The following is a 12,348-nucleotide window of genomic DNA, read 5'->3' on the forward strand; positions in this document are numbered from 1 at the left end:
CTCTGTGCTGACGGCTTTACCAGGCCGCCAGGAGGGGAGCCAGCCCCAGCGCCGTCACCGCCAGCACGGGCAGCAGGGGCAGCAGCGTGCCGAGAAGCGCCCGGCGGCGGTCCCCGGTCAGGGTCAGGAAGCCCCGGTAGGCCAGCGCGAACTGGGCGAGCGGCGCGAGGAGCAGCAGCAGGACCGTGACGCGGTAGAGGCTGCCCTGCATGATCTCTCCGAGCACCACTTGTCCCAGTTCCTGCCCCAGAGCGAACTGCTTCGGGTCTGTCCCCGACAGCAGGAGCAGCACCCCCAGCGCCCCATACAGCGGCGGCAGCAGCACGAAGGTCGCCCCGTAAACCTCCGGCGCCCGGCCCTCCCGCCCCGCCCCCAGCCCGCCCAGTCCCGCCATCAGCGCCGCGCCCATCACGGTCAGGAAGAAGGTGCCGAAGACGTTGATCGCGTGGGCCGCGAACGCCCCAGCTCCTTCTGCCGTCGCCTCCACCACCGGCCGCAGCAGCAGGGCGTAGACCACCCCCGCAAGTAGCGCCGCGAGCACGGGCGGGAGCACGTAGCGCCAGAGCAGCGGCGGGGCAGGGCGCAGCCTCTGGAAAAAGGCCGTGGGGCCGCCCAGCAGTTCGGCGGCGAGGGGGGCGGTGGGAGGCGGGGCGGGTGTGGGTCGCGGGCGGGCCATCGGGGGCACTCTAGCCCCAGACCGAATCGGATGGCCCTTACGGACACCAATTCCACAGCGCGAGAGCTGAGAGCCCTGGGGTCAGCGCCAGCCCCCAGCCGGAACGGGCCAGCCGTGCGGGATGAGCGGCACCCTCGGCGCGGGCCTCCGCCAGCACGGCGGGCGGCACGAGGCGCAGCGCCCGCCACAGTCCCGCCGGAACGAACGGCAGATCGGCCTTCGGTCTCCGGGCGAGGATTCGCAACCGCTCCAGCACCGCGCCTACCGCATCACCCCGCGCAGATCGGTCAGCACCTGCTGCACAGCGGGCAGGGTCAGGGTCGCCGCGAGCACCCCGAACAGCACCACGCCCACATAGGCCGCGCTGAGCCACGGCCCCCGCGCCTGCCGTTCCTGCGGGTCGGCCTTCGGAGTCAGCCACAGGTGCAGCACGGTCAGGACCGCCACGCCGAACAGGGCTGCGCCCAGCGCGACCGGCACCGCCAGCGCCGGATTTCTCAGCGCTTCGCTCGCCTGCTCGGTGTTGTCGGGCAACCTTCCGGCCAGCACGCTTCCCAGCGCCACCGCCAGCGTGTTGTTCAGCGCGTGGACGATCACCGCGTTCCACAGGCTGCCGCTGTGCTGGGTCAGCCGCGCCAGCGCGTAGGCCAGCGGAATGATGCCCACCACGCTCGCCGGAACGCCGTGCGCGATCCCGAAAGCCAGCGAGGTCGTCACCGCCGCCACCGTGAAGCCTGCCGCCCGCTCATGCCCGCGCAGCATCAGGCCCCGGAAGGCGACCTCCTCCGCGAAGGGAATCAGCAGCCCGGCGGCCAGCAGCAGCACCCACAGGTCCGGCCCCTGGCTCACGAACTGCGGAATCGCGTCGGCCGACTGCGGCACCAGGGTCACGTACACCAGCACGAAGGCCCGCGAAGCCAGAAAGGCCAGCACGAAGGCCGCCAGCGACAGCCCCCACGACGGCGGCGTGCGCCAGCGCGAGTCGCGGAAGAGGGCGGCCATGGGGCGCCGAAAGACAGTCAGGGCCAGCACCGCATTCCCCACGAAGGAGAACAGCAGCGCCGTCCCCAGCGGCATCCCCAGCCCGATGAACACGGCCGAGAGCACATTCTGGGCGATCAACAGAGTCAGGGCGGCGCGGTTGCCGTCCACGGCGCGAATCCCCGGAACCTCCGGGATGCTGGGGGAAGCGGGCCGGTCCGGGGCGGTCATGGGGGCCAGTATGACGCGCCCGTCGGCTGGCCCGCTTCCCCCTGTGGCGAACCGCTCAGGCGGTCAGCACCCGGATGGCTTCCTCCAGCGCCTCGTCCCCGACCTGATGGTGCAGCACGAAGCGCACCGAGTCCGGCCCCAGGGCGCTCGCCAGCACGCCTTCTGAAGCCCAGCGGGCGACCTGGGCCGCCGCGTCCGGGAGGGTCACGTAGAGGATGTTGGTCTGCACGGCGGCCATATTCACGCTGTACCCGGCCTCCAGCAGCGCCCCGGCCAGCCTGCGGGTGCGGCGGTGGTCTTCCCTCAACCGGGCGGGGCCGTCGCGCACGGCGACGAGCGCGGCGGCGGCGAGCACCCCAGCCTGGCGCATCCCGCCGCCCATCATCTTGCGGTAGCGGTGGGCCTGCCGCATCTGCGCGGCGCTGCCCAGCAGCACGCTGCCGACCGGGGCCCCCAGCCCCTTGCTTAGGCAGATGCTCACGGTGTCGAAGTGCCGGGTGATCTCGGAGAGGGGCACGCCCTGCGCCACCGCCGCGTTGAACACCCGCGCCCCGTCGAGGTGCAGGGGCAGGCCTTCCTCGTCGGCCACGCTCCGGACAGCGGCCAGCACCTCGGGCGGCAGCACCGTCCCGCCCGCCTTGTTGTGGGTGTTTTCCAGGCTGATCATCCCCGTGGGCGACTGGTGAACGCTATGGCGCACGGCGAGGCGCACCGCCTCCGGGTCGGGCACGCCCAGCGGCGCGGGCACGAAGCGGGGCACCACGCCGGAAAAGGCGGCCATCATGCCCAGTTCCCACTCGTAGATGTGCGAGCCCTCGGCGCAGATGACCTCCTCGCCCCGGCGGGTGTGCAGGGCGATGGCGACCTGATTGGTCATGGTCCCCGAGGGCATGAACAGGCCCGCCTCAAATCCGGCGAGGCGGGCGAGTTCGCTCTGAAGCCGGTTGACGGTGGGGTCCTCGCCGTACACGTCGTCGCCCACGGGGGCCTGCGCCATCGCCTCCCGCATCTCGGGGGTGGGCGTGGTCACGGTGTCGGAGCGAAGGTCGGCCAGGACGCGGGGAGGGGCGGCGGTCATGGGGAGAATGGTACGCGGGAGGCCGGGCGCGGTGCGCCGTCGCAGGTTCCTTTCCGGCCTCCCCCCACCTACCCTACCGCCGCCTTCCGCGCCTCCACGATCTTCTTCGCCAGGTGTTCCGGCACGTCCTGATAGCCCTGGGGCCTGACGCTGAAGGCCCCCCGGTCCCCGGTCATGGAGCGCAGGTCGGCGCTGTAGGTCTGGAGTTCGGCCTGGGGCACGACCGCCGTCACCGTGATGACGGTGCCCTCCGGCTCCATGCCCTGCACGCGGGCGCGGCGGGTCTGGAGGTCCCCGATCAAGTCCCCGGTGAACTGCGCCGGAGCCCGCACCCGCAGCAGCACCACGGGCTCGAGCAGGGTGGGCCGCGCTCCCTCCACCGCGTTCCGGAAAGCCAGCGCCCCGGCGGTGCGGAAGGCGAGGTCGCTGGAATCCACGTCGTGGTACGACCCGTGCGTCACCGCCACCTGCACGTCCTGCATGGGGTAGCCCGCCAGCGGTCCCTTCGCCATCGCGTCGTGCACCCCCTTCTCGATGCTGGGCAGGTACTTGCCCGGAATCGCGCCGCCCACGACCTCCGAGCGGAAGGAGAAGCCCGCGCCCGGCGACAGGCGCAGGTGGCAGTCGCCGTACTGCCCGTGCCCGCCCGACTGCTTCTTGTGCTTGCCCTGCGCCTGCGCCGTGGCGCGGATGGTCTCGCGGTACGGAATCTGCGGGAGGTGGGTCTCCACGTTGACGCCCAGCGCCGCCAGCCGCTCGACCGCGATGGTCGTGTGCATGTCGCCCATGCCCGCGAACAGCAGCTCGCCCGTCTGCTCCTCGCGCGAGAAACGCAGGGTGGGGTCCTCGTCAAGGAGGCGGGCCAGCGCCGCACCGAGGCGGTCCTCGTCCTGCCGGGTGCGCGGCACCAGGGCGACCGTGTGGGCCGGGTCGGGGAGCATCAGCGGGTCGTACTCGATGGGCTGGGCGGGATTGGCCAGGGTGTCCCCGGTGTGCAGTTCGGGCAGCTTGGTCAGCACGCCCAGCATTCCAGCCCGCAGCTCGGGCACTTCCGTCAGGTCGTGGCCGCTCATGACATAGAGATGGGCGGGCTTCACGTCCGCGCCGCGCGTGGTATTGCGCAGCGCGTCGCCGGGGCGCAGCGTGCCACTCCAGACCCGGATATGCGCCAGCTTGCCCACGAACGGGTCCACGCTGACCCGCCACACGCGGGCGCTGAAGGGCGCCTCGGGCGTCGGCTCTCGGGTCTGGCCGTCCACGCCGGTCACCACGCCGCGTTCCTGGGCGCTGCGCAGGCCGCGCACCATCAGGTCCAGCAGCTCGCCCAGCCCGCCCCCCGTCGCCGCCGAGACGGGCAGCACCGGAAAGAGCGTGCCCGCGTGGACGGCCCGCAGGAAGGCCGAGCGCAGTTCCTCGGCCGTCAGGTCCTCGCCTTCGAGGTAACGGGTCATCAGCCCGTCGTCGGTATCGGCGATGGCCTCGATCAGCGCCTCGCGGGCCTCGGGCAGGGCGCTGCGGACCTCGGCGGGAAGGTCGGGGTCGGCGGGATCGGTGTCCAGTACGTCCACCACCCCCCGGAAGTCCGGTCCCTCGCCCACGGGCAGGAAGGCCGCCGCCACGTTGCCCCGGAGGCTGGCACGGATGTCGGCCAGCACCGCCGAGAAATTCGCCCGCTCGCGGTCCATCTTGGACATCAGCACGATCCGGGGCATGGCAAAGCGGTCGGCGGTGGCCCACACCCGCTCGGTGCCGACCTCCACGCCGCTGACAGCACTCACGAGGACCAGCGCGGAGTCGGCGGCCCGGATCGCCCCCCGGATCTCGCGCACGAAGTCGGCGTAGCCGGGCGTATCCAGCAAGGTCAGGTCGGTGCCCGCGTGTGTCAGGCGCAGCACCCCGGTCGTGACCGAAAAGCCGTGGGCCTTCTCGGCGTCGGTGTGGTCGCTCTGGGTGGTGCCGTCCTCCACCCGGCCCGCCCGCGTCAGGGCCCCGCCGCGCACCAGCAGGGCCTCGGAAAGGGTCGTCTTGCCCGATCCGCTGTGACCCACCAGGCTCACCACGCGGACCGGAAGTTCCTGTCTGCCGTCTTGCACGGACAAACCACCTGACCTTTGTTCGGGGAGCGCCCGCCTGCACGCGGCAGGGGCGCACGAACAGGCGGGCGAACGGCCACCGCAACCATCTGCATCCCAGCTCAGCTTTGTGTGGGGCGAGCATACACCCACAGGGTGACGAACATAACGTTCTGATCAAGGTCTGCCCAGGACGGGCTTTAGACGGGCCTCAGCCGCGCCGGGAAGGCCGCAGCCAAACTGCTACGGGTAGGGGCGAACTCCTCGCCCTGCACGCCAAGAAGCACCATTCCATTCATGGAGGCACCACATGACCCAGATGAACCTGATGCGCCTGTCCGACCTGAGCCGCGACAACATGTACGACAACGCGGGCGTTTACAACCCCAGCGGCAACACCGCCTACGGGTACAACGGTGAGAAGGTCGGCACCGTGCGCGACGCGCTGGTCGACCCCAGCAGCGGCCGCATCCGCTACCTGATCCTCGACGTGGGCGGCTGGTTTTCCTCCAAGGAAGTCGTCGTGCCCGTCGGTGACGCCCGCTTTGACGACAGCGGCGTGTACTTCGACAACCTGACCAAGGACCAGGTCCGCGACCTCGAAGAGTACCGCTACGACCAGACCTACACCGACACCCACTTCCAGCAGACCAACGAGCGCGTCCTGCGGGCCGCTGACACCGACGAGACCGCCTACCGCGAGCGGGCCTACCGCACCCCTGACCGTCTGCAGCTGCTCGAGGAGCGCCTGACCGTCAACAAGGAGCGCTTCAAGGCCGGGGCCGTCGAGATCGGCAAGCATGTCGAGACCCGTCAGGAGCAGGTCAATGTGGGCCTGCAGCGCGAGGAAGTCGTCATCGAGCGCCACGCCGTGACCGACGCCCGTCCTGTTGACGGCGCAGTGCTGGGCGCGGCGAGCGAGACCGTGCGGGTGGACCTCGAAGCCGAGCGGGCCAATGTCGGCAAGCAGGCTTACGTGGTTGAGGAAGTCGAGATCGGCAAGCGCACCGTGACGGACACCCAGACCGTGACCGAGACCGTCGGCCGCGAAGTGCTGGACGTCAACAAGACCGGTGAGGTGCGCATGCAGGACGGCGACACCACCACCAGCACGACCATGACGGACACCGACCGCAACAACAACGGTCGCCGCTAAACCGGAAGCTGGCCTCTGCCACGAGAGTGCGGGGGCGGAGGCGGGGGCAACCCCGCCTCCTTTCATTGCACCTGCATCACAAAGGATTCCCATGGACGACCACAGACCCGAGGAACAACGGATCACTGACGCTGGCCTGAGCGGGACCGGTGAACGCCGCGAGGTGCTCGAGCGCCTGCGACTGCACGAGGAACGCGCCACGGTCGAGGTGGTGCCCGAGGCGGCCGGGGCCGTGACCATCCGCCGGGTGGTGACCGAGCGGCAGGAGAACGTGCCCATCACGCTGCGCAGCGAGCACCTGGAAATCACGGTGCGCGACAACACGGGCGGCCGCGCGACCCTCAACGGCGAGGAGCTGGAAGTGGGCCGTGTCTACGAGGTCGCGCTGTACGAGGAACGGGCGCTGATCGACAAACAGGTCTATGCGCTGGCCGACGTGACGGTCGCCAAGGAAGCCCGGACCTACACCCAGACCCAGGAGATCACCCTGCGCCGCGAGGAACTCGCCGTGGACGATCCCCAGGGCCTGGTGCGCGACCGGACGATGCCCTCGCCCATCGACCCCGACCCCACCCTGTAAAACGGTCTCCGTCCAACTCAAGAGTTGCAGAAATGCAGTGATGCAGGTGAGGGGACGGTGGCGTGGAGGGCCTGTAGTCGGGCGAGGGCAGACTGAAGTCTGCGGGCGACCTGCTGAGGGAGAAGGACGTCACGCAGGTCAGCGGCAGCCTCGCCCAGCGTGAGGTTCCAGCGGGGACTGCGCCACGCCGTCATCCCGGCCAGACACTGCGCCCAGAGGGCCAGTGAGGTGCTGAGCATGACCAGCAACAGCCAGCTCAAGATGCCCGTCTCCGTTCGGAGACGGGTTTCTTTGAGGCCAAAGTCGTGCTTGGCCGATTTGAAGAACGACTCGATCAACCAGCGGCGCTTGTGACGCTGGACCAGAGTGCGGCCCGATCCAGGCTGGGTATCCAACACGAAAAACCGCTTCTTTGTGCCGTCACGGGGCAGGTCCACCCAGCTCACCCACAGGGGCAAGCCCGGCGCGGAGTCCAGTTCAATCTGCTCCCCCTGGCAGGTCTCCCGAAGACGCCGCCCGTCGCGCAAACGGAGGTTGCTGCGTCCACCCACACTGATGTGCCGAAAGCCCCACCAACGCAGAAGGTCGAGAAACTCACCGCTGTAAAAGCCCGCGTCCATCAGCACCAGTTGCTCAAAGTCCCCCCACTGATACGGGTGAAAGCGTTGAAGCAGCCGAGCGGCGAGGTGGATGGGCGTGACCTCAGGCTGAGCAGGGTCATAGATGGCATGCCCCACCGGGAAGCTGAGCTTCCCGATGCTGACATGCAACACCACCAGATGCAGCCCGTGAACGCCGTTGACCGTCCGCAGGAAGGGCAACTTTGTTCCCGTCTTCTCGATGCTGGTGAGGTCCACCCGCAGCACCAACCAGGGCTTTTTCCCCCGCTGCTTCTGGGCGTACTTCCGCAAACAGCGCGTCTGCCATGCCCGAAGGTGTTCGCCCAGTTGCAGCGTCTGGGTCAGGGTATTGAGACAGCGACTGGCCGTGCTCGCAGAACATGTCTCCACCTGATTCAGGAGTGTCCGTTTTTCGGTGGTCAGGAACAGGTCGAGCAGCGCACTGAAGGTGCGCTGCTGAGTGGGGGTCAAGTCCGACATCACGGCGCGGTACAGTTCGGACGCGTCTGGGAAGGCTTCGCTGGCTTTGGTCACACAAACAAGAAAGCACGTCCCAGACGTGCTTTCTGCGAATATTCACCCCTTGCAACTCTTGAGTCCAATCCGTTGTCGAACCGGGAGGGCGCCGATTGGGTCACTCCTTTCCCGGCGCCCGTTTTGTTCCTGCTCGCTTCGCCCGGGTCGAACAGTGACCCAGACTGTTCAACCTGAAGTCGTCTATCCGCTTTTCCTCTACTCGCTTTTCCCCTGCCGCCGCCGGACTTCACCGGGGGCGGTTTGCCGTGGAGGGCAGGCCCTATCCTGCGGCCCGATGACCGACGCCGACTCTTCTCCTGCCGGGGCCATCCTGCTCACGCCCGACGGCTCGCGCACCGCACTGAGCACCCGCTACGGCGAGGCGTACGGCTCGCGGAACGGGGCGGCGGCGCAGGCCCGGCACGTCTTTGTGGAGGGGAGCGGCACGCACGAGCACCCCGGCCCCCGCGTGCTGGAGGTGGGGTTCGGGTTGGGGGTCAACTTCCGGGCGACCCTGGCCCGGTGTGCGCGGCGCGGCGTCCCGCTGGACTACCTGGCCTACGAGTTCGACCCCGCGCCCGTGGACGTGCTGCGCGAGGTGGCCGGGGGCGGCGAGGGGGCCGACCATCCCGTCTGGGAGGACGTGCTGGCGGGGTGGGGTGGACCGGACCCGCTGACGGTCCGGGGCTCCGGCGTCTCCCTCACCATCTGGTTCGGGGACGTCCGGACCGCGCAGCTTCCGCAGGACTGGGCGACCGCCCTCTACCTCGACGGCTTCTCGCCCGCGCGGAACCCGGAGGTCTGGACGCCGGAGGTGCTGGGGCGGCTGGCCTCGGCCATCGCGCCGGGTGGGGTGCTGACCACCTACAGCGCGGCCGGACATGTGCGCCGGGCGCTGGCCGCGGCGGGCCTGGAGGTCGGGCGCCGCCCCGGTCCCCCCGGAAAGCGCGAGCATCTGCGGGCGGTGCGGCGATGAGGGTAATCGTCGTGGGCGGCGGCGTCGCGGGGGCGTCGGTGGCGTACTTCGTGGCGCGGGGGGGAGCCCAGGTGACCGTGGTGGACGCCGGGGTTCACGCGGCCAGCCACGTCCCCTCGGCCCTGCTCAATCCGGTGCGCGGGCAGTCGGGGCAGGTCGATGGGCGGGCGCCCCAGGGCCTCGCGCTGACCTGGGCGCTGGTGCGCGAGCTGGAGGCGGCGGGCTGGCCCATCCCGCACGGTCAGGAGGGGGTGCTGCGCCCGGTCCCCGACGAGCGCACGCGGGCGAAGTTCGCGCGCAACCTCCCCCCGGCCCTGCCCCACCGCTGGCTGACGCCGGGGGAGGTTCCCGTGGCCCTCTCTCCCGGCTGGCCGCACGCCCTGCTGATTCCTGGTGGAGGCTGGCTGGACGGCGCGGCCTTTTGCGCGGCGCTGCTGGGCGCGAGCGGGGCGGAGGTGGTGCGCGGCCGGGTGACCGCCTGGGACGCCCGCTCGGTCACGCTGGAGGGCGGCTCCGGGCTGCACGGGGACGCGGTGGTCTGGTGCGGCGGCGCGGTGGGCTCGGGCTGGGCAGGTGAGGAGGGCGCCCAGCGGGCGGGGACGCTGCTGACCCTGGACCGCCCCGTCACCACCCTTCCGGTGAGCTTCGGGGCCTACCTCGCGCCGGGAGCGGGGGGGACAGGGGTGCTGGGGGCGACGTTCGAGGCACCGACGCCGACGTGGCAGGAGCCGACCCTCCCCGCCGCCTCGCTGCGCTGGCTGCTCAACCGGGGGGACGCCCTGGCCGACCTGCGCGGCGTGCGGGTCACCGGACGCTGGAGCGGTACCCGGCTTTCCGGCCTCGTCGCCGGGCGGCAGTCTGACGGCCTGTGGCGGCTGTCCGGGCTGGGCAGCAAGGGCTTCCTGCTGGGGCCGCTGCTGGCGCGTCACGTGGCGGGTGACGTGCTGCGGACAGGCGTACCGTAACGGAGGGCACATCTACCGCTTACACTGACCGGGTTATGGCGAAGTACCGCATCTGCTTGATTGAAGGGGACGGCATCGGCCACGAGGTCATCCCCGCCGCCCGCCGCGTGCTGGAAGCCGCTGGCCTCGACGCCGAGTACGTGACCGCCGAGGCGGGCTACGAGTACTTCCTCGACCACGGCACCAGCGTGCCGGAAGCCACCTACGAGGCCGTGGAGAACACCGACGCGACCCTCTTCGGCGCGGCGACCAGCCCCAGCGGCGAGAAGCCCGACGGGTTCTTCGGCGCGATCCGACACCTGCGGCGCAAGTACAACCTGTACGCCAACGTGCGCCCCACCCGCACCCGCCCGGTCCCCGGCGCCTACGAGAACGTGGACCTCGTGATCGTGCGCGAGAACACCCAGGGCCTCTACGTCGAGCAGGAGCGGCGCTACGGCGACACCGCGATCGCCGACACCGTGATCACCAAGGAGGCCAGCGACCGCATCGGCCGCTTTGCGGTGGACCTCGCCCTCAAGCGCCGGGGCAAGCTGACGGTGGTTCACAAGGCGAACGTGCTGCCCGTCACCCAGGGCCTCTTCATGGACAGCGTGCTGGAGCAGGCGCAGGGCGTCCAGGGCCTGACCACGAACACCATGATCGTGGACAACGCGGCGATGCAACTGGTGCGCAACCCCTCGCAGTTCGACGTGATGGTCATGACGAACATGTTCGGGGACATCCTGTCGGACCTCGCCGCCGGGCTGGTGGGCGGGCTGGGCATCGCCGCGAGCGGGAACGTGGGCGACCAGTTCGGCATCTTCGAGAGCGTGCACGGCTCGGCCCCCGACATCGCGGGGCAGGGCATCTCCAACCCCACGGCGACCATGCTGGCCTCGGTGCTGATGCTCGATCACCTCGGGGCGCACGACGTGGCCCGCCGCATCGACGAGGCCGTGAACACGGTGCTCACCGAGGGGCCGCGCACCCGTGACCTCGGCGGCACCGCCGGGACGAAGGAATTCACCGACGCGGTGATCGCGCGGCTGTAGGCCTGCGGGGGGCAGGGGGCCGGATGCCGACGCGGGTCCGGCCCCTTCCCTGTGGCAGCCGGACCCGGCCCCCCTCCGTGCTACCCTCCCCGGTTGAGATGCTGCGCCCCTCCATGACCCTCTGCCCCCGCTGGAGCCGCCCATGATGGTTGTGGCGGCCCTTCTCTCGTGGTTTCTCGTGGGCCTCTTTATCCGGCTGAGCAAGGCGCGGGGCTGGGGCCAGCCCATCCGGGCGGACGGGCCGCAGACGCACCTGAAAAAGGAGGGGACGCCCACGGCGGGCGGCGTGGCCTTCGTGCTGGCGCTGGCGCTGGTGTTCTTCCCGCTGTACCTGACCGGGAACGCGGGTGGGCCGCGCGAACTGCTGATCATGCTCGCGGCGCTGGCGATGGGCGTGATCGGCGGCCTGGACGACGGGCTCAAGATCGTCTCGCGGATGCGGGGGGGGGGCAAGAAGGAACTGCTGGCCCGCGAGAAGTTCCCGCTGCAATTCGTGGTGGGGCTGGCCTTCGCCATTTTTGCCGCGCCGCTCGCCTCGCACGAGGTCCTGCCCAGCCTGGGACCCGTGCTCGACGTGATTCTGCTGACGCTGGTGATGGTGGGCGCGGTCAACGCCTTCAACTTCACGGACGGGCTGGACGGGCTGCTGGCGGGCGTCGCCATGATCGTGCTGCTGCCGCTGCTGGCGGTCTCGCCCGTCTCGGCGCTGATGGTGGCCGCGTTGCTGGGCTTCCTGTGGTTCAACGCGCACCCGGCGCGGGTCTTCATGGGAGACATGGGCAGCCACGCGATCGGGGCCGTAGCAGCGGGAGCCTACGTTCTGTACGCCGACGTCTGGCTGCTGCCGCTGGCGGCGATCATCCCGGTCGTGGCCGTGCTGAGCGTGGCGATTCAGGTCGTGTCGTTCAGGACGCGGGGCAAGCGCGTGTTCCGGATGAGCCCCATCCAGCACCACTTCGAGCTGAGCGGCTGGCCCGAGACGCACGTCACCACCCGCTTCTGGGTGATCACGGCGGTGGCGACGGCGGCCGTGTGGTGGATTCTGGGGGGCAGGCCTTAGGGCGGGAAGTGGGGAGTGGGAAGTGGGAGCCAGAGCGGATGCGTCGGATCCCGCTTTCTTTTTCCACGCCCCCCTGACCCCACTCCCCACTGGCCCCTCTCCCCTTCCCACTCACCCCCTACACTTGCCGGGTGAAGCCCCCCGACCTCCCGGCTCTCCTGGCCCGCCGCGCCCACCTGCCCGCGGGGGGCACGACCGTCTACCGGACGGCGCACACGACCGAGACAGGTGGGGTCCTCGCGCTGGACGTGGCGGGGGACGCGGCGGTGCTGAGCCTGTACGCGGACCTCTCGGCGGGCGAGGAGGAGGCGCTGGCGGCGGCCTGCGGCGCCCTGCCCGGCGTGGCCGCCGTGTATCTCAAGCGCCGCCCGGCAGAGGCCCGGCACGCGGCGAACGTGGCCCG

At 70.4% G+C, this 12,348-nt stretch carries 12 protein-coding genes and 1 pseudogene; 7 read left to right on the top strand and 6 right to left on the bottom strand.

Annotated elements, in window-relative coordinates; all coding sequences use genetic code 11:
* Positions 1–16: 16 nt before the first annotated feature.
* From QOL99_RS03080 to QOL99_RS03100, 5 genes are all read right to left on the bottom strand, one after another.
* Positions 17–676, bottom strand: a complete 660-nt coding sequence (locus tag QOL99_RS03080) for a hypothetical protein (RefSeq protein ID WP_285521194.1) — start codon at positions 674–676, stop codon at positions 17–19.
* A gap of 37 nt (positions 677–713) precedes the next feature.
* Positions 714–920, bottom strand: coding sequence for a hypothetical protein (locus QOL99_RS03085; RefSeq protein ID WP_285521196.1), 207 nt, complete (start codon positions 918–920; stop codon positions 714–716).
* A gap of 17 nt (positions 921–937) precedes the next feature.
* Complete coding sequence (locus QOL99_RS03090; protein ID WP_285521198.1) at positions 938–1,888, bottom strand: CPBP family intramembrane glutamic endopeptidase; 951 nt, start codon at positions 1,886–1,888, stop codon at positions 938–940.
* Positions 1,889–1,943: 55 nt separating this feature from the next.
* A complete protein-coding gene (locus tag QOL99_RS03095) occupies positions 1,944–2,966 on the bottom strand; it encodes a threonine aldolase family protein (RefSeq protein WP_285521199.1) in 1,023 nt (340 codons plus the stop codon).
* A gap of 68 nt (positions 2,967–3,034) precedes the next feature.
* Complete coding sequence (locus tag QOL99_RS03100) at positions 3,035–5,059, bottom strand: elongation factor G (protein ID WP_285521200.1); 2,025 nt, start codon at positions 5,057–5,059, stop codon at positions 3,035–3,037.
* A 289-nt stretch (positions 5,060–5,348) separates the two neighbouring features.
* On the opposite strand from QOL99_RS03100, the gene QOL99_RS03105 reads away from it, so the two are divergent.
* A complete protein-coding gene (locus QOL99_RS03105; RefSeq protein WP_285521229.1) occupies positions 5,349–6,194 on the top strand; it encodes a PRC and DUF2382 domain-containing protein in 846 nt (281 codons plus the stop codon).
* Between the two features lie 91 nt (positions 6,195–6,285).
* On the top strand, positions 6,286–6,774 hold the full coding sequence (locus QOL99_RS03110) for a YsnF/AvaK domain-containing protein (RefSeq protein WP_285521231.1): 489 nt from the start codon (positions 6,286–6,288) through the stop codon (positions 6,772–6,774).
* 17 nt (positions 6,775–6,791) lie between these two features.
* On the opposite strand, the gene QOL99_RS03115 is transcribed toward QOL99_RS03110, so the two are convergent.
* A complete protein-coding gene (locus QOL99_RS03115; RefSeq protein WP_285521232.1) occupies positions 6,792–7,928 on the bottom strand; it encodes a transposase in 1,137 nt (378 codons plus the stop codon).
* Positions 7,929–8,205: 277 nt separating this feature from the next.
* Here QOL99_RS03115 and mnmD point away from each other — a divergent pair, with 277 nt between their 5' ends.
* The 5 genes and pseudogenes from mnmD to QOL99_RS03140 form a co-directional block, all read left to right on the top strand.
* On the top strand, positions 8,206–8,886 hold the full coding sequence (mnmD, locus tag QOL99_RS03120) for a tRNA (5-methylaminomethyl-2-thiouridine)(34)-methyltransferase MnmD (RefSeq protein WP_285521234.1): 681 nt from the start codon (positions 8,206–8,208) through the stop codon (positions 8,884–8,886).
* Positions 8,883–9,851: an NAD(P)/FAD-dependent oxidoreductase gene (locus QOL99_RS03125; RefSeq protein WP_285521236.1), complete on the top strand. Its 969-nt coding sequence runs from the start codon at positions 8,883–8,885 to the stop codon at positions 9,849–9,851. The genes mnmD and QOL99_RS03125 overlap by 4 nt, the downstream gene beginning before the upstream one ends.
* A gap of 35 nt (positions 9,852–9,886) precedes the next feature.
* On the top strand, positions 9,887–10,885 hold the full coding sequence (locus QOL99_RS03130) for an isocitrate/isopropylmalate dehydrogenase family protein (protein WP_285521238.1): 999 nt from the start codon (positions 9,887–9,889) through the stop codon (positions 10,883–10,885).
* Between the two features lie 142 nt (positions 10,886–11,027).
* The gene (locus QOL99_RS03135; protein WP_285521240.1) at positions 11,028–11,945 is read left to right on the top strand and encodes a phospho-N-acetylmuramoyl-pentapeptide-transferase; all 918 of its coding nucleotides are present in this window, start codon (positions 11,028–11,030) and stop codon (positions 11,943–11,945) included.
* Between the two features lie 131 nt (positions 11,946–12,076).
* A pseudogene (locus tag QOL99_RS03140) lies at positions 12,077–12,348 on the top strand (class I SAM-dependent rRNA methyltransferase); the annotation flags it as partial.

Origin of the sequence: Deinococcus rhizophilus, assembly GCF_030271215.1 — a bacterium.
Lineage (GTDB): Bacteria > Deinococcota > Deinococci > Deinococcales > Deinococcaceae > Deinococcus > Deinococcus rhizophilus.